This is a genomic window from Streptomyces sp. NPDC026246, assembly GCF_055567995.1.
In genome coordinates this window covers 311,008-328,839 of sequence record NZ_JBVHPJ010000006.1, presented here as the reverse complement: position 1 = coordinate 328,839, position 17,832 = coordinate 311,008, and the positions used below count along the sequence as shown (strand labels likewise).

The following is a 17,832-nucleotide window of genomic DNA, read 5'->3' as shown; positions in this document are numbered from 1 at the left end:
CGAACGGGTCAGCCCACCAACTCGGTCACGAGCGCGGCGATCTGCTCCACCTCGATGAGGAACCCGTCGTGTCCGTACGGTGATTCGACCACCCGCACGCGGTCGGCCCCACGCAGCCCGGCGGCCAGCTCCGCCTGCTGGGACAGCGGGTAGAGCCGGTCGGAGTCGACCCCGGCGACCAGGGCGGGTGCGGTCACCCGGCTCAGGGCGGCCCGCACACCGCCCCGGCCGCGTCCCACGTCGTGGCTGTTCATGGCCTGCGCCAGGGTGACGTAACTGCCCGCGTCGAAGCGGCGCACGAGCTTGTCGGCGTGGTGGTCGAGATAGGACTCCACCCGGTACCGGCCACCGCGCCAGGGATCCTCGACGCCCTGGGGCGCGCGGCCGAACCGGGCCTGGAGCTCCGGTTCACTGCGGTAGGTGACGTGTGCGAGACGCCGGGCGAGACCGAGTCCGGCGTGCGGGCCGAGCCCGGCGGCGGCGTCGTGGTAGTCGCCGCCGCGCCAGTACGGGTCGCTGCGGATGGCGTGCAGCTGGATGTTCGCCCAGGCGATCTGCTCCGCGCTCGCGGCGGCCGCGGTGGCGAGCAGCAGCAGCGCCCCGGTCCGCTCCGGGTGGGACACCGCCCACTCCAGCGCGCGCATCCCGCCCATCGAACCGCCGATCACGAGCGCCCAGCGGTCGACGCCCAGCAGGTCCGCCAGACCGGCCTCGGCCGCCACCTGGTCCCGCTGGGTCAGGAACGGGAAGGCGCCGCCCCAGCGGCGCCCGCCGGGCGCCACGGACGACGGTCCGGTGCTGCCCTGACAGCCCCCGAGCACGTTCGGCGCCACGACGAACCAGCGGTCGGTGTCCAGCGCCCGCCCGGGTCCCACCAGCCCCTCCCACCAGCCGGCCGTGGGATGGCCGGGTCCGGCCGGGCCGGCGACGTGGCTGTCACCGGTCAGGGCGTGCAGGACGAGCACCGCGTTGGACCGGTCCGGCGCGAGCCGTCCCCAGCTCTCGAACGCGAGCCGCACGTCCGGCAGTTCACCGCCCGCCTCCAACGGCAGCGGTGCGGTGCGCCGGTACCACTGCCGGCGCCCGGGCGGATCCCCCTCCCGCCAGGCCCCGGAGGCCGGAGGGAGGGGGACCTCGGACGGCGTGAGCACGGTGCTCAGGACGCGGCCTTCGCCGCGCGGAAGCCCGCCTCCAGATCCGCCTTGAGATCGGCCAGGCTCTCGATGCCGACCGACAGGCGCACCAGGCCGGGCGAGGCACCCGTGGCCGCCAACTGCCCCTCGTCGAGCTGGCTGTGCGTGGTCGACGCAGGGTGGATGATCAGGCTGCGCACGTCACCGATGTTGGCGAGGTGACTGAAGAGCTCCACGGCGTCCACGAACCGCTTGCCCGCCTCCACACCGTCACGCAGCTCGAAGGACAGCACCGCCCCGGCTCCGCGCGGCAGGTAGCGCTGCCCCGCCTCGTACCAGCGGTTGGACGGCAGCCCCGGGTAGTGCACGGCGGCGACTTCGTCCCGCTGCTCCAGCCACTCGGCCAGCGCCTGGGCGTTGGCCGAGTGGCGCTCGATCCGCAGGCTGAGCGTCTCCACGCCCTGCAGCAGCAGGAAGGCGGAGTGGGGCGAGAGCGCGGGGCCGAGGTCGCGCAGCAGCTGCACGCGCAGCTTGACGGCGAAGGCGCCCGGGCCGAGCGCGGGCCAGTACCGCAGGCCGTGGTAACTCGGGTCGGGCTCGGTGAAGTCAGGGAACCGCTCGGGGTGTGCACCGAAGTCGAAGGTGCCGCCGTCGACCACCACACCCGCGATGGTGGTGCCGTGCCCGCCGAGGAACTTGGTCGCCGAGTGCACGACGATGTCCGCCCCGTGCTCGATGGGCCGCAGCAGGTAGGGGGTGGGCACGGTGTTGTCCACGATCAGCGGCACGCCCGCCTCGTGCGCCACGTCGGCGACCGCCCGTACGTCCAGCACGTTGCCGCGCGGGTTGCCGAGCGTCTCGGCGAAGAGCGCCTTGGTGCCCGGTCGCACGGCACGGCGCCAGGCGTCGATGTCGTCGGGGTCGTCCACGAAGGACACCTCGATGCCGAGCCGGGGCAGTGTGTGCCGGAACAGGTTGTAGGTGCCGCCGTACAGGGACGTGCTGGAGACGATGTGGTCGCCGGCTCCGGCCAGGGTGAGGATCGCCAGCGTCTCCGCCGCCTGCCCCGAGGACAGCGCCACGGCCGCGACCCCGCCCTCCAGGGCGGCGATGCGCTGCTCGAACACGTCCTGGGTGGGGTTGTGGATCCGGGTGTAGATGTTGCCCGGCTCGGCGAGCGAGAACAGGTCAGCGGCGTGCCGGGTGTCCCGGAAGACGAACGACGTCGTCTGGTAGATCGGCGTGGCCCGGGCCCCGGTGACCGGGTCGGGCACGGCACCGGCGTGGATCTGCCGGGTCTCGAAGGACCACGCGGACGTGTCGGACCCGGCGGTGTCGTCGGCGGGTGTGTGTCCGGCGGTGACGGAGTCGATGGGCTGGCTCATGGTGGTGCTCCCAGGTACGAGGGCAGGGCAGGGCAAGGCACGAGACGGACGGCGGGGGACGCGCGAAGGCCCCGCGGCGGAGGCTCGGCGGCGGCTCGGCACGACGGCGCGGCCGGACACGGGGACGGGACGTGACCGGACCCGGTCCAGGAGAGGGGACGAGGCGGTCAGTCCATGGGGGGACAACACATGGCGGTGACACGCACGAAGTCCACGTGGCGGCGGGTCACGAGCATGGTCATGAGCTCAGAGAACCACGACGAACGCCGCCGTACCAGCGGAACCTGCCCATTTCACACAGCGGACATGTGGGGGACACAGTCGCGCCCGGCCTGCACCGTCGGCCGGGCGGACGCGCTCGGTTCGAGGGTCAGGAGGAGCAGCCCGAGTCGGCCAGGACGTAGTGGGCGGGTGCCGTCTGCTTGAGGGTGTGGGTGACGAACGCGTTCCACAGGCCCATCGCCTGGCCCGAGCCCTTGGCGTAGGTGTAGCCGCCGCTCTGGTAGGCGCGTCCGGCGGCCGTGTGGTCGTAGTTGCTGGCGGTGTGACACGTCGGCGTGAACCCCGAGGTCGTGGCCGTGACGCCGGGGGAGACGCGGCCGACGGCACCCGAACCGTCCACGGCCGCCACGGTGTAGCCGTAGCCCGTGCCCGTGGCCAGACCGGTGTCGGTGTACGTGGTCGACGCGGCCGTGCCGATCCGCGTGCCGTCCCGGTGGACGACGTACGAGGCCGCACCGGCGACCGCGTCCCACTTCAAGGAGACGGTGTTGTCGGTGGTTCCGGTGACGGACAGCCCCGTCGGAGCGGGCAGGGACCCGGTGCCCTGGTCCTGATCGAGTCCCCAGAAGCGGGCGGTGTGGTAGCTGGAGCAGATCGTGTCGAGGTAGTACGCGCCCGTGCTGCCGCACTGCTGCGGGCCGCTGCCCGGGTCGACCGCCAGGCCGTGCGCCATGCCGGAGACGGAGTAGACCTGGACGGCAGGCCGGCCCGAGGGGTCGTCGTAGACACTCAGCGTGGTGCCTGCGCCCAGGCTCTCCGTACGGGAGGGTGTCTGCCCGATGCCCCAGACGTTCGTCCACTGGTCGCGCAGCTCGGTGGCGTTGGCCGGCCGGACGGTGGTGTCGGCGGTGCCCTGCCAGATCGCCACGCGCGGCCAGGAGGCCGTGCCGGCGGGGGCGGCGGAGCGCACCAGGTCACCCCACTGGGCGGGGGTCCTGTCCGGCGGGCTGTACATGCAGGTGTACGCGGCCGACACACTGGTCGCGCAGCGTGCGGGGAGCCCGGAGTCGACGGCGCCGCCCGCGAAGACGTCCGGGTAGGCGGCGAGCATGTTCGCCGTCATACCGCCGCCCGCCGACAGGCCGGTGATGTACACCCGCCGCCGATCGCTGCCGTACAGCGCGACGGCCTTGTCCACCATCTGCCTGAGGGACAGCGCCTCGCCCTGGCCCCGCGCCGAGTCGCCCGGCTCGAACCAGTTGAAGCAGGAGTTCGCGTTGTTGGCGCTGTCGGTCTGGGGGAGGACCAGGGCGAAGCCGTACGCGTCGGCGAACTTCGGCCAGCCGGAGTGCGTGTAGTAGTCGTTGGCACTCTGTGTGCAGCCGTGCAGGGCGAGCACCAGAGGCGCGCCGGCGGGCAGCGCGTCCGGGGCGTAGGCATACATGGAGAGGTTGCCGGGGTTGGTGCCGAAGCCGGTGACCTGGGTGAGGCTCGCTGCGGAGGCCGTTGGGCTGACGGTGATCAGTCCGGCGGTCAGGGCGAGGGCACCGGCGGCGGCGGCGACACAGCGGCGGACGCGGGCGCCGAGAGTGCGGCGGCGCGGGGCGAGGGGGGTCGCGGAGCGAGAGGGCGGCTGTCCCATGGCGGTGGCCTCCTGGTGGGGGAGTGGGGGAACGCGTGGCAGGCAGGGAGCTGGTGGGGAGCGCTCGCGTGGCCGGTGCCGAGTGGAATCGGCCACCGATCTGGCTGCATGGTGGGGGTGCGCCGGTCGGTGCGGACATGGGCCCGGGGGCCATGGTCGGCGCGAACATGTGTGACGGCGCTATATGGCCTGTCGAGTGACGCGTCGTGTAGGCAGAGCGATTCGGGAGGGCCGTCCCGGCCCTGTACCCGGGGCGAGGTGGGGCTCGAAACCATGACCAGGCGCCGGAAGATGGTCCGCCACCCCATATGTAGCGGGCACACGGACGCCCTAGCCTCCCGCAGGTCCCGGTAAGCGATGTACGTGCCCCGCAGGCGCTGTACGTGATCGTGGAGGCGTCACCCATGCATCTCTCCGTCCGCCCACGTCCCCACCCCCGCCCTCCGGCCCGGCCCCGTTCGGGCTCCTGGCGGCGAGGCGTGCCGGCGGCCCTCGCAGTGGCGGCCCTCGTCCTCCCCACGGGCCCTGCGACCGCCGTGAGCCCGAAGGACCCGGGGAGCCGCCACTGCGCGCACCCGCAGAAGGTGCGCGTGCCCGGCGCGGAGCGTCAACGGGCCGCTTGCCTGAGCGAGTTGACCACCGCCGGCACGGTCGCCTCCGGACACACCGACCCGGCCGACTGGGCGGGCCTGACGCCCAAGGATCTGGCCGTGCCCAAGGGCGTGCCCGGCATCCAGATCGACGGCTACTTCCCGGACACCTCCACCACCAACACCAACCACGGCTGGAACCATGACGCCCAGTTCGTCGTGCGCCTGCCCGACCGCTGGAACGGCGGGCTGGTGGTGGCGGGAACCCCCGGGAACCGCGAGCAGTACGCCAACGACCGCGCCATCGCGGACCATGTCCTCTCTCGCGGCTATGCCTACGCCGCCACCGACAAGGGCAACACCGGCCTCGCCTTCCACCGGGACGGCAGGAAGCCGGGGGACGCCATCGTCGAATGGAACCACCGGCTCACCCAGCTCACCCGGGCCGCCCGGGCGACCGTCGCCCGGCGCTATGGCCGGCCACCGGCGCGGACGCTGGTCACCGGCATCTCCAACGGCGGATACCTCGTCCGCTGGCAGCTGGAGAACCACCCCGAGCTGTACGACGGGGGAGTGGACTGGGAGGGCACGCTGTGGCACCCGGACGGGCCCACGCTGCTGGACTTCCTGCCCGGGACGCTCCGCAACTACCCGGTGTACGCGACCGGCGGTGAGGGAGCGGACGCGGCGCGCGCGGCCCTGCACACCGCCGGGTTCCCGGCCGGTTCGGAGTTCCTGTGGCAGTACCACCACACCGTCTACTGGGACCTGACGCAGCGCCTCTACCGCGAGGAACTGGATCCCGGCTACGACGGCCCGACCGAGGCGGGAACGCCGTTCTGCACCACCGGGACGCCGGCCTGTGACGCCGACTACGACTACGCGGCGCGGCCCGCCGAGGTCAAGAAGGCCGTTCGCAGGATCGGGCTGACGGGACGCATCGGCAAGCCGCTCGTCACCCTGCACGGCACACTGGACGTGCTGCTGCCGATCAGCAGGGACTCCGACGTCTACGCCCGCATGGTGCGCGAGTCGGGCCGCGGTCACCTCCACCGCTACTACCGCATCGAGGGCGGCACCCACGCCGACGCCCTGGCGGACACGCACCCGGACCGCCTCCGCCCGCTCGCCCCCTGCCACCACACGGCGACGAGGATCCTGGAGGACTGGCTGACCTCGGCGAAGCAACCCCCCGCGTCCCACACGGTCCCCCAGCCGGCGGACCGCACCGCGGCGCGCCTTGCGAACACATGCTCGCTCGAAGAGACCTCCGGCGGAGGAACCCGGCACTGAACCGGGCCGCTCGTCAGGCAGGTACTGCCGGTCGTGGCCGCGAAAGTCCCGCGCGGGCAGGGCGGCGACGGGGCAGGATGTGTGCCGTGGGGGCGGACATCGAGCAGCAACGCGGGCATGTGCGTTACGCGTTGACGGATTCGGCGAACGGTCATGTGTGGGGCGTCTGCGCCGAGGTGGAAGGGCTGTTCGCCGAACCGTCCCGCGGTACCTACGAACTGTTCGGCTGGGCGCCGGAGGGGGCCTCGCTGGTGGGCTGGGTCGGCACCCGGGTGTGGCTCGTGCCGGACGACGCGACATGCGAACCCTGGCTGCTGGAGGACGTCGACAGTTGTGGTCGGCATCCGGGGACGGACGGTCTCGTGCTGACCGGTCTCGACGAGTACGCCGGTCCCCCTGAGGGGTACCGAGGTGGCGTCAGGATGCACGACGAGCAGCGATGGCTGGGCTCCTGCCGGGAGTTCGCCCGGATCCTGCCGACGGACGCCCCGGCGCCCCGGCTCGTCCTGCGCGGGCTTGCGCCGAGCGACCGGCTGACGCGTGCGCTGGAGGCCGGCACCCGGCGCGCCCTCGACCTGGAGGAAGCCTGGTTGGAGATACGGGACGACCGAGGGGCCCCGCTGGGCGGGCGGTTGCTGCATCCCCGCATCCGCAGCTGGACCGTCTCGTCCCACGGGCACCGACTCGTCGACCTGGAACTCGACGGCGCGTTCGAGCCGGTGCCGCCCCACGCCCGTCCACTGTGGGAGCGCTGGCTGGCCGGGCCACCGGACGCGCCCGGCGCGTGGACCGGCCTCGGCACCCGGCAGCGCGACGCGTGGCTCGAACTCGTCGGCGACCGGGGCAGCAGGCACGGACACGTGGATCGGCCCGCGGGGCAGGTGTACCGGCTGGACGGCCGGCACATCACCGATCAACCGGGCCTGTATCTGGCGCTGGGCGAGGCGGTCAACGGACCCGGCGGCTACTTCGGTGCGTGTCTCGACGCCCTGGAGGACTGTCTGCGCGGTGGCTTCGGCCACACCTCACCCGCCACCCTGCACTGGGCGGACGCCGAGGTGGCCCGCGGCTGTCTGTCCCGCCGGCTGACGCCCCAGGGCGAACCCCGCGACGTGTTCGCCACCGTGCTGGAGATCCTCGGCAAGCACGGGGTGCGAACCGTCCTCCTGTGAAGGCGCGAGGGGGTGCGGAGCCGGTCCGGGAGCGCTGACCGGGCTCTCTGCCCGCGCAGCGGTTGCTCGGTGAACCAAGCGTGTATGGCCGGACGTTGACCGGGCATACGGGCTTCACCCCTTCGAGAGGAGCTCGTTCCATGCTTGGCATAGTCGCGGCAGTGCTGTTCTTCATCTCGTTCCTGATCAACGCGGCGGAGATCGGCACCAACGATGTGTTCTCTTCGACGAACGTGATGCTGCTGGGTCTGATGTGTCTGGCTCTTCACGTGGCCGGCGTGGGCGGCGGCTGGACGGCCCGCAGACGCTGACCTCACGCACGGCAGGCCACGGACGCCTGCCGGCCCGCCCGACCCGTTTCCACGGCATGTGGAACGGTCGACACGGCGGCCGGCAGGCGTCCTTCGTGCCTCCTCGGGGCGCCGGTGGCGCAGCGAGCGCACGCCCCGGTCACCCGCAGAACGCCGTGTCCACGGACTCCATGACGGCCCGGGCCCCCGCTTCCGCGTCACCGAACGTGCCCGGCAGCGCGGTCACCGCGAGCCCGACGGAACGCCCGTCGTCCGTGGCGCCACCGCGGGTCTCGTACCCGTCGATGTCACCGCCGTGCCCCCAGTAGACGCCCCCGCAGCTCAGCGGCACGCTGAACAGGCCCAGCCCGTAACGCCAGCCCGGCATCAGCGGGGCGTCGACCGTCTTGCGCATCTCCGCCAGCTGCGCGGCCGGGAGGAGCCTGCCGTCGATCAGGACCCGGGCGAATGTCGCGAGGTCGCTCGGGGTCGAGATCAGCTGGCCGGCGGCTCCGCCCCAGGACGGGTCCATCTCCGTCACGTCGATCACCTTGCGCGAGCGGGGATCGTCCAGGGCGTATCCGTGCGCGTGCGGTTCCCTGGAGGGTCTGGTCGCCCGGCCCCGGCCAATAGGTGTGACGCAGCCCCGCCTTCCTGATCACGCGCTCGGATATCTGCTCCTGCACGGGACGTTCGGTGACCCGCTCGATCAGCAGCCCGGCCAGCAGGTAGTTGGTGTTGCTGTACTTCCACCCGGTCCCGGGAGAGAACTCCGCCGGGTGGGCCAGCGCCGTCGCCAGCAGGTCGTGGGGGTGGAAGACCCTGTGCTGGACCTCGCTGAAGTTCTCCAGGTCCATGTGGTCGGTGTAGCTGGGCAGACCGCTGGTGTGCTGCAGGAGTTGGCGGACGGTGATCTTCCTGCCGTCCATGCCCTCGCCGCGCACCACCCCCGGCAGGTACGTCTCGACGGGCTCGTCCAGCCGGACCTTGCCCTCGGCGACGAGTTGGAGGACCACGACCGCGGTGAACGTCTTCGTGTTGCTGCCCGCCCGGACGTAGCCGTCGTGAGGGACGGGCACCTGGCGGCCCAGCCGGGCGGATCCGGACACCAGCGATGTGGTGCGGCCGTCCTGGTGCACCCAGGCCGTCACGGCGGGGTACCTCTCCTCGCTCACCAGTGAGTCGATGCTCCTCTGGAGCGGTGAGACCGAGGGCGCGCCCGCCACCGCCGTGCCCGCCGCCGCGCTACCCGCCACCGCCGTGCCCGCCACCGCGGTGCCGGCCCATCCGGCCGCCGCCAAGACCACCAGTGCCTTGCGCAGCCTCGAGGCGTTCTTCCTCTGCATCCGCGTTCCTCCTCGTCCGGTTCGTCCACCACGACGGTTTCAGGACCGGACGAGAAGATCAGTGGGGCTGGGCGCCGAAAGGGAGGTGTACTTGTCACCACCCGGGGGGCATCCCGGGCAGGCGCCTCAGGAGCGTTCGGCCTCGCGGGCGCGCCGGTCGGCACGGCGCCGCAGGTGCAACGGCAGCGCGTACCAGCAGATGCCGAACCACACCATGACACCGGCGACCAGGATCTCGGCCAGCACACCGGACACCACGAAGCGGAGGATCAACAGGAGAGTGCAGCCGATGGTCAGCGCGAGCAGGACCATGCCGCACATCATCAGGCGGCCGGCGGTCTCCACCAGCTCGTCCTTCATGCGCTGGCCGGACAGGAAGCGGTGGATGGAGACGGGGGCGATGAGCGTCCCGGTGGCGGCGGCGCCGAGCACCACGGTCGTGACGTAGATGGCGCGGTCGAGTGTCTCCAATTCCCTGAAGAGCGGGGTGAAGGCCACGCTGAGCAGGAATCCGAAGAGGATCTGCACGCCCGTCTGGGACACGCGCGTCTCCTGCAGGATCTCGTTCCAGCGCCGGTTGACCCGCTCGTGCGGTGTCTCGGGCCCCTTGCTGCCCCGTCTCTTCTCCGGTGCGTCGTCGTCGCGCGCACGGTCGGCCTCGTTCCTGTCTTCCGGTTCCACGTGCTGTTCCGTCATGGTCACGGCATCCTCCCCATGTCAGAGGGACCGCTTGCCCGCCTGGGCGTTCTCCATGCCCGGGACGCGACAGCCCACGCGCAGAGCCGCCCCCACCGCTCACCCGGCGCCTCAGCCGTCCCGCGTTCACCGGCAGCCGACCGGTCGGGCGTCTTTCCCGTCACGCCCTCCTTGCGTGGGTCCCCGTCCCCGGCGGGCCGGTCTCGTCCTCACTGTCCGTGGTCGCGGGACGCTGCGCTGGTGTGGGCGTAGCGGCCGTCGGTGTTATTGAATGAGGTGTGCGACAGGGAGCTCGGGGCCCCGCGCGCACGGGTCCGCATACCGAAAGAGCCGCATGGACTCCACACCCTCGCCCTCGTCCCCGTCCTCCTCGGCATTCGACCTGGTCAGCCGCGCGCTGGGGCGTTACATCCCGCACGGCGAAGAGGAAGCGGCCGCCGGTTCGGCCGAGGCGCGGGACTCCCGTGCCGACACGGCGCAGCGGACGGCCGACGCCCCGGCGAACAGCCGTCAGGAACAGATCCTCGGCGCGCTCAACCTGGACACGGACCTGATCATCACCCGCTGCAAGCTGGACGCCCCCGTGTTCGCGGGTCTGGACGCCGCTCGGGGCAAGCCGTTCGTCGACCTCCTGCCCCCCGGTGACGTACCGACGGTCACACGCCGGCTGCGGCAGGTGGTGGAGACCGGCGAGGCGCACGTGGCCCGGATCCAGCGCCTGCGCCGCACCGACGGGTCGGAGGTGGTGGTCTCGATGAGCATCCTGCCCGCCGCCCCGCCCGAGGAGGGGCTCACGGTCTCGGTGATCGCCATGGCCAGGAGGCTGCACCTCTACGCGGCCGAGACCGCCATCGGCACCTCGCTGGACATCGGGGAGACCGCGCAGTCGCTCGCGCAGTCCCTGCTGGCCTGGGGGGACGTGGCCGCCGTCGACCTCGACTTCGCCGTGTGGACGGGCGAGGGGGTCACCGGCACGCCGCGGGGGCGCATCCGGCTGCGTCGCGCGGCCCTGGTGCCGGACCGCGCATGGCCCGCGGGCTACGTCACCCCCGGCAACGACCTGCCCGCGGACGCCGGCCGGCTGCTGGCGCAGGCGGTGATGCGGGACGACGACCCGCAGACGATCGTCATACCCGACCGGGAGGCCGTCGAACGGGTCTTCGGCAGCCCGCGCGTCATCCGCGCCCTGGTGCCCAGCGACCGGTCGGCGGGGGCGGCGTGCATCCCGCTGGTCCTGGACGGCACGCCGCCCGTCGTCCTGGGCGTGGCGGAGGTCTGGCGGCGGGCCGACCACCCCTTCCGCGACAGCGAGCTGTTCGACCTGCAGGAACTGGTGGCCCGGACGGCCCACCACGTCGATCTGGCCCGTCAGCACCAGCGCGAGCACACACAGGTCCTGGCGCTGCAGCGCCGGCTGCTGCCCCGGACCGGCGGCGACACGATCGAGATCGCCAGCGTCTACCAGCCCGCGACCCCCGACAGCGCGGGCGTCGGCGGCGACTGGGTGAACAGCTTTCCGCTGCCGGACGGCCGTACCGCGCTGGTGGTCGGGGACGTCGTGGGGCACGGCCTGGGGGCGGCGGCGACCATGGGCCAGCTGAGCATGGAGGCCCGGGCGCTGCTCTCCGCCGGCCTCGCGCCCGACCAGGTGCTTGAGCACCTGGACGAGACCGTGTCCCTGCTGGACGACGCGGAATCCGGACTGACGGCCGGCTACAGCGCCCTCGGGTCGACCTGCTGCATCGCCCTCTACGATCCGGTCAGCCATCGGGTGACCATGTCCAGCGCGGGTCACCTGCCGCCGATCCTGGTCTCCCCGGGCGGCCGGGCCGAGCTGCTCGCGATCCGGCCCCACCCCGGGCTCGGCGCCGAGTTCGCGCTGCGCGAGCCGTTCGACGTCCACACCTTCCCCGCGCCCTCCGGCTCCCTGCTGGCCCTGTACACCGACGGCCTGGTGGAGGACCCCGCGCTGTCGATCGACGACGGCATCGGCCGGCTGGCGGACGCCGTGGCCGCGGTGCACCCGTGGGACACCCTGGAGCAGGCCGCACGGCACGTCGCCTCCTCGCTCGCCCCCGCACACCAGCGCGACGACGTGACCCTGCTGCTCGCGCGGATGATCGGCTACCGCAAGGGGGACACGGCGACCTGGCGGCTGCCCGCCCGCGACGACGCCCCGGCCCGCGCCCGGGCGCAGGCCGACGCGCTGCTGAGGCGCTGGCGCACCGGGGACCGGACCCGCTGGGCCGTGCTGCTGCTGGTGAGCGAGCTGGTCACGAACGCGGTGCGGTTCGCGACGGGACCCATCACCGTACGGCTGATCAGGACGGGTCGCGGCCTGCTGTGCGAGGTGGGCGACACCGGGAACGGCCGGCCGCGCCTGCGGCGCAGCGACGTCCTCGACGACGGCGGCCGCGGTCTGGGCATCGTGCACCGGCTCACGACCCGCTGGGGAGTGCGGTGGACCGACGACGGCAAGGTGGTGTGGGCGGAGGTCGCGAGGTCTCGCGGCTGAGCCCCGCGGCGGCGCGCCGGCTGCCCGCAGGGCGGCGGGAGCGGCATGCGCGGGCGCGGCACGGCCTGGTGGCGCGGATGCCGCGGAGGCCGAGGGCTTTGATGTGCGGGGCCCGAGGGCCTATGCGTGCCGGGACTGCGGAGCGGAGGACCTGGTTGTGCGCGGGGACTGCGGAGCCTGATGACCTGGGCGTGCGGGGCCCGCGGAGACCTGAGCCTGGCGGCGCGGGGCCTGCGGAGCCCGGGGGTCTGTACGCGCGGAGGCCCAAGCCTGGCGGGTGCGGCGCCCGCGAGGCCCGAGACCCTGTGCGCCTGAAGCCCGCAGCGCCTGGGAGCCTGGGCTGCGGGGCTTGCGGAGCCCAAGCCTGGCGGTGCGCAGGCCGCGGAGCCCTTGCCTCGCTGCGCGGGGCTCGCGGGGGCCGGAAGGCCGGACCTGCAAAGCCGCGGATGCCGAGAACCCGGACGTGCGGGGCCCGCGGAGCCCGAGGGCCCGCTGCGCGTGCTCCGGGCCCGCTGCGCGTGCTGCGGGCCCGCTGCCGGGCTAAGCAAGCGGCGGGCCGCCGCTACCGGCCGGTAGCGGCAGCGCTGCGGCGTCCTACAGCCACTCGCCTTCCAGGGCGGTGGCGGTCAGCCCCGGCGCCGCCGCGTACAGCACGGCGCGGTTACCGGGCTTCTGCTGCCCGGCGTCGTGCGCCCGCCGCAGGATGTCGAACACGGCGGCGCCGCCGCGGTTGCCGGTGGTGTAGCTCTCGCGGCTGTAATCGAGCAGCCCGGACGGCCACGAGTCGGGCATCGTCTGCTCCATGTACTCCAGCACGCGGGTCCCGCCGGGGTGCGCGAGCAGGACGTCGGGGTGCCAGGCCTCGGGGTCGTCCTCGTAGCGGGTGCGCAGCCAGTCCCACATGGCGGTGACGGTCTCCTGCACCGCGCGCGGCCCGCGCCGGTCCATGACGAAGTGGGTGCCGTCGGCCCGCGTCCGCAGCCGGTGCAGGTCCTGGGTGCCGGGCAGCGTGTGGTGCCACGAGGCGTCCAGGCGCAGCACCGACTGGGACCGCTGCCGTCCCGTGACGACCGCGGCGACCGCGGTGTCGGCGAACAGCAGCCGGACGATCAGGGACTCCAGCGTGTCGTCCGCGGGCTGGTAGGTCGTGCTGAGCGCCTCGGAGATGACGACCAGGACGACCCGGTCGGGATCGGCCGCCACGAGGTCCGCCGCCAGCGCCAGGGAGCGGGTGCCGGCGATGCACGCCCACTGCGTGGCGGGCAGCAGCATCGCGTCCGGGCGCAGCTGCAGGCTGTTGGCCAGGGACATGTCCAGACCGGGCAGTGCCGGGGTGGTGGAGTGGCTGGTGATCAGGCAGTCGACGTCGGAGACGTCCAGCCCGGCCGACTGCAGGGCCCCGCGAGCCGCACGCTCCCCGTAGGACTGCACGGCCTCCCAGGCCGGTGCGGTGCGCTCCTCGATCGTCTGGGAGACGGGCACGGCCTCCAGCGCGGCGATGGCGCGCTCGACGTCCTGCTGCGCGAACCCCTCGGCGGCGAGGGCCTTTTGGGCCGACTCGAGGCCGACGGCGTCCAGCGCGCCGCCCTTGCCGGGCGCGACGGCGGTCTCCAGCGGCAGCATCCAGCCACGGGACTCGATGCCCGTACTGGCTGCGATGGAGTCAATCCGGGGCGCCCAGGCGGCGTCAGGGTGCCGGTCACGCACCTCGGCCACGATCTCGCTGGTCTTCACGGTGTGCTCGCCGTGTATGACGGTCGGGGGGCAGAGGTATGCGGCCATGTCGGGGAGCCTTCCGGGGGAGCGGGTGGTGGGGTCGGGCACCGGCCGGCGGACGACCGTCACGAGGGCTGTGTCGGGGGTCACTTCCGCGACCCGGCGCCCAAGGAGGCGCCGGGGGGCTCCACTTCGGGAGAGTCGGTACCTGCTTCGAGCATGGCGGCCAAATGGACATTTCCGCTGTGATGCAGACAACTTAGGCCAGCTCGGGATGCGTGATACCGCACACAGATCAACCGGAATGTCCGGCGCTCCCGACCGGCCGGACGCCGCAACGGGTAACCGGATCAAGGGACTTCGACGCGCGCCCGGCCTACGATCCGCGGCGGGCCGGGACGCGGGACGGTCCTGCGGCCCTACGGCGTGCCGTTCCGGGGGAGGCGGACCGTGACGAGCGGACCACCGCCCGGGCGGTGGCGAGTGCGAGGCGGCGCGAGTCCCGGTGGCGGCGCCCGGCCCGTGTTCTCGACGTGCGGCACGCCCCGTCGCGCCGTCCTGTCCAAGGTGCGGACGGTCACGGTGCCGCCGGAGGGCAGGGTGTGGACGTCGATGAGCGTCCGTGAGGCCGTCGGCGGGGTGCGCAGTCAGTGGGAGGCGTCAGCGGCGGACCGCCACTGCTCGGCCACCTGGGACTCCAGCCGATAGTCAGGCGGTCAGGCGGTCAGGCGGTCAGAGCCTGCTCGGTCGTGGGATGGCAGGGGATGACCGTGTCGACGCCGACCAGTTGCAGCACGCGCAACACGGACTCCTGGGCCCCCGCGATGCGAACCCACCCGTCCGCCACGCTCACCTGCTGGTGGGCGGCGACGAAGACGTTGATGCCGCTGGAGTCCATGAACGTCACACCGCTGAGGTCGGCGACTATCCGGGGCGGCTCGGCGGCCTGTCCACCCAGCAGCGCCTGGCTGAGCACGTCCTGGACGTCGTGGTCGATCTCGCCGCGCAGGGTCACGACACGGACGCCCTCGACCAGGTGCTGTTCGGCGCGCAGCCGGTCCGGCCGGTCCGCGGGTTGGAAGTGGGCCACGATCTCCTCGATGCGTTCAGGGCTCGTCCTCGGGTCAGGACGGGGATGATTCTGCCCCACCGGTCCTTCCGGATGCACCCCGCGGCTGTATCGAACATCACCTGTGAGGTATGTATGGCGTCAGTGGGGGTACTGGCGGGCACGTAAACGGGGAGTGAGGGCGAGGCCAGTGGAATGTCGTGACGAAGGTGACGGTGGTCCGGCGCCGGACGAACATCTGGCGCAGGCCGGCTTCGCCTTGGGCGGGGACGACGGCTGCATCGCCGATGCCCGTCACCACGCTGTCGGCTTCCTCGACCGGGCCGTCGACGACCATCACGTGCCCGTCTCCGACCGGGTCCGGGACCTCACCCAGCTCGTGGTGAGCGAACTGGTCACCAACGCCCGCAAGTACGCCCCCGGCCCCGTCTTCATGGAACTGCGCCTGACCGCGCGCACCGTGGACGTCGTCGTGTGGGACAGCGACTCCGCGCTCCCGGCGGCCCGCGCCGCCGACCCGGGCAGGATCGGCCAGCACGGTCTCGAGATCGTCAAGGCGGTCACCGAGAGCCTGTCGGTCGAACGCGAAGCGGTCGGCAAGCGCATCACGGCGCGCATCCCCCTGCACCACCTGCCGGGCGGGTCCGCCGGCGCCTCCGCGACCCGGGACGTGTCGACGGGGTCCGGCGCCTGCCGGCCGTGACCGGCCCGGCCCGCCGAAGCACGCCCCCGCCGATCCGCCGCCCCGGTCCACGACCCGCCCTCCGCACGGGTGCGGCTCCGACACGCGCCCGAACGGGTGGTTCGCGCACCCCGACAGCCTAGGAGCACGCCGCAGGCAGGGCGGCGGGAGCGGATCGCGCCGGAAGCTCGCGGGAGGAGCCGGCTGTCGTCGGCCCCGGCACAGGGACGGGACGGCCCGCCCTCCGCAGCAGCCCACGGCCCGGGAGCCCGCATGTCCCGCACGACCCCTCCGCGCGTCAGCGTGATCATCCCGGCGTACAACGCGATGCCGGAGGTCACCCAGTGCGTCAGGTCCGCCATGGAGCAGACCCTCGACCCGGACGACCTCGAGATCATCGCGGTCGACGACGGCTCGACCGACGGCACCGGTCGGGAACTGGACCGCCTGGCCCGCACCTGCTCCCGGCTGCGCGTGGTCCACCAGCCCAACAGCGGCGGAGCCGGCGGCCCGCGCAACACCGGTCTCGACCTCGCCGTCGGCGACTACGTCTTCTTCCTCGACTCCGACGACTACCTCGGCCCGGACGCCCTGCGCCGCATGGTCGCCATGGCCGACGTCAACGGCACCGACGTGGTCCTCGGGAAGATGGTGTCGGTCGGCGGACGCGCCGTGCCCACGGCGGTCTTCTCCCACAACCAGCCCCGCACCGACGTCTTCTCCTCCCACGCGTACCGCACCCTGGGCTGCTGGAAGCTGTTCCGGCGGTCGCTGATCGAGCGGCTGGGTCTGCGGTTCCCGCCGTACCGCAACTGCGAGGACAAGCCCTTCACCGCCGCGGCCTACCTCAACGCCGACGGCATCTCCGTCGTCGCCGACTACGACTGCTACTACTCGCGGAACCGGCAGAACGGCAACAACCTCACCCTCACGGCCGCCGACCTGGTCCACCGCATGGACGGCACCCGGCTGTGCTTCGAGACGGTCGCCCGCTACCTGGAGCCCGGACCGCGGCGGGACCGGATCATGCGCCGCCATGTGGAGTGGGAACTGTGCGGCCCGCTACGGGCCTTGCTGCCGCGGGAGAGCGAACAGCAGGCGCGGGAGCACTACTACCCGCAGTGCCGGCGGTGGGCGCTCGACCACGTGACCGACGGTGTCTTCCAACTGCTCGCGCCGCAGGACCGGTTGATCGTCCACCTCCTGCGCGCCGACCGCTACGACGACCTCATGACGGTGGCCCGGCGCGCCCGGCGGGACGCGACGCGCGGACACGTCGTCGACAAGGGCCGTGTCTACTGGGCCCACCCCTTCTTCCGCGATCCGGCCAAGGCGGTGCCGGACGCCTGCTTCGACGCCACGGACCGGATCCCGGTCCACCACGAGCTGACCGAGGCCGTCTGGACCGCACAGGGCGACGTGCTCCGGCTGTCGGGCCACGCCCGCATCGACGGCCTCGGCCCGCTGCAGCCCGGCAGCCGGCTGATCCTGCGCCCGAGCGGCTTCCGGCACCCGGACGTCCACATACCGGTGACCCTCGACGCCACCCCGCCGCACCCCGGCACGGACACCCGCGAGCAGGCCCGCACGGACGGTGCCGGGAGCGGGACGAACCGCTACACCGTCGACGTCGACCTGGGCACCGCCGCCTCGGGCGCCCCGCTCGGCGTCGGGACGTGGAACCTCCGACTCGACCTGCGCGCCCAGGGAGTCAGCCGGACCGTCGGAATCCGGCAGGCCCGGACGGACCCGGACGGCCCGGCACCCACCTCGCCGGTCCGCGAACTGACCACCGGCTCCCGCCCGGAGCCCGCCACCGCACGGCTCCACTCCACTCCGGAGGGGCACCTCGCGCTGGAGATCCGGCGGGCCGGGACGGCGGCCGCGCCGGCGTGCCGCGTGACCGGGATCGCCTGGGACGCCTCCGCCCCCGGCACCCTCGTCGTCAGCGGACGGCTGACCGGCGAAGCCGCCCGCCGTCCCGTCGCCCTGCGCGCCGAGGAGGACTCGGGCCGGGTACGGGAGGCGCCCCTGTCCTACGGGCCGGACGGGCGCGGCTTCACCGCCTGCATGCCGCTCGC

General features: G+C 73.1%; 11 protein-coding genes and 2 pseudogenes. 6 read left to right on the top strand and 7 right to left on the bottom strand.

The annotated features are described in order from the left end of the window. Positions 1-8 precede the first annotated feature (8 nt). From metX to ACZ4M5_RS17890, 3 genes are all read right to left on the bottom strand, one after another. The gene (gene metX / locus ACZ4M5_RS17900; protein WP_467737797.1) at positions 9-1,151 is read right to left on the bottom strand and encodes a homoserine O-acetyltransferase MetX; all 1,143 of its coding nucleotides are present in this window, start codon (positions 1,149-1,151) and stop codon (positions 9-11) included. Positions 1,152-1,156: 5 nt separating this feature from the next. Further along, positions 1,157-2,518: a bifunctional o-acetylhomoserine/o-acetylserine sulfhydrylase gene (locus ACZ4M5_RS17895; RefSeq protein ID WP_467737795.1), complete on the bottom strand. Its 1,362-nt coding sequence runs from the start codon at positions 2,516-2,518 to the stop codon at positions 1,157-1,159. 370 nt (positions 2,519-2,888) lie between these two features. Then, on the bottom strand, positions 2,889-4,382 hold the full coding sequence (locus ACZ4M5_RS17890; RefSeq protein WP_467737793.1) for an extracellular catalytic domain type 1 short-chain-length polyhydroxyalkanoate depolymerase: 1,494 nt from the start codon (positions 4,380-4,382) through the stop codon (positions 2,889-2,891). A 404-nt stretch (positions 4,383-4,786) separates the two neighbouring features. Here ACZ4M5_RS17890 and ACZ4M5_RS17885 point away from each other — a divergent pair, with 404 nt between their 5' ends. From ACZ4M5_RS17885 to ACZ4M5_RS17875, 3 genes are all read left to right on the top strand, one after another. Then, positions 4,787-6,265, top strand: coding sequence for a tannase/feruloyl esterase family alpha/beta hydrolase (locus ACZ4M5_RS17885; RefSeq protein WP_467737791.1), 1,479 nt, complete (start codon positions 4,787-4,789; stop codon positions 6,263-6,265). A 77-nt stretch (positions 6,266-6,342) separates the two neighbouring features. Then, positions 6,343-7,437 carry a barstar family protein gene (locus ACZ4M5_RS17880; RefSeq protein ID WP_467737789.1) on the top strand — a complete coding sequence of 365 codons (1,095 nt, stop codon included), beginning with the start codon at positions 6,343-6,345 and terminating at the stop codon, positions 7,435-7,437. Between the two features lie 140 nt (positions 7,438-7,577). Beyond that, complete coding sequence (locus ACZ4M5_RS17875; protein ID WP_333933081.1) at positions 7,578-7,748, top strand: hypothetical protein; 171 nt, start codon at positions 7,578-7,580, stop codon at positions 7,746-7,748. Between the two features lie 139 nt (positions 7,749-7,887). On the opposite strand, the pseudogene ACZ4M5_RS17870 reads toward ACZ4M5_RS17875, so the two are convergent. Further along, positions 7,888-9,073: pseudogene (locus ACZ4M5_RS17870) on the bottom strand (serine hydrolase domain-containing protein). A gap of 126 nt (positions 9,074-9,199) precedes the next feature. Further along, positions 9,200-9,775, bottom strand: a complete 576-nt coding sequence (locus ACZ4M5_RS17865) for a DUF6328 family protein (RefSeq protein ID WP_467737787.1) — start codon at positions 9,773-9,775, stop codon at positions 9,200-9,202. A 328-nt stretch (positions 9,776-10,103) separates the two neighbouring features. Here ACZ4M5_RS17865 and ACZ4M5_RS17860 point away from each other — a divergent pair, with 328 nt between their 5' ends. Further along, a complete protein-coding gene (locus ACZ4M5_RS17860) occupies positions 10,104-12,284 on the top strand; it encodes a SpoIIE family protein phosphatase (protein WP_467737785.1) in 2,181 nt (726 codons plus the stop codon). 594 nt (positions 12,285-12,878) lie between these two features. Here ACZ4M5_RS17860 and ACZ4M5_RS17855 read toward each other — a convergent pair. Together ACZ4M5_RS17855 and ACZ4M5_RS17850 are read right to left on the bottom strand one after the other, a co-directional pair. Further along, positions 12,879-14,066, bottom strand: a complete 1,188-nt coding sequence (locus tag ACZ4M5_RS17855) for a beta-ketoacyl-[acyl-carrier-protein] synthase family protein (RefSeq protein WP_467737783.1) — start codon at positions 14,064-14,066, stop codon at positions 12,879-12,881. Between the two features lie 658 nt (positions 14,067-14,724). Continuing rightward, positions 14,725-15,090 carry an STAS domain-containing protein gene (locus ACZ4M5_RS17850; RefSeq protein WP_467737781.1) on the bottom strand — a complete coding sequence of 122 codons (366 nt, stop codon included), beginning with the start codon at positions 15,088-15,090 and terminating at the stop codon, positions 14,725-14,727. 169 nt (positions 15,091-15,259) lie between these two features. Between ACZ4M5_RS17850 and ACZ4M5_RS17845 the strand changes: the two genes are divergently transcribed. Together ACZ4M5_RS17845 and ACZ4M5_RS17840 are read left to right on the top strand one after the other, a co-directional pair. Continuing rightward, entirely contained in the window at positions 15,260-15,772 is a 513-nt protein-coding gene (locus ACZ4M5_RS17845) for an ATP-binding protein (protein WP_467737779.1), read from the top strand. Between the two features lie 252 nt (positions 15,773-16,024). Next, a pseudogene (locus tag ACZ4M5_RS17840) lies at positions 16,025-16,981 on the top strand (glycosyltransferase family 2 protein); the annotation flags it as partial. Between the last annotated feature and the right edge of the window lie 851 nt (positions 16,982-17,832).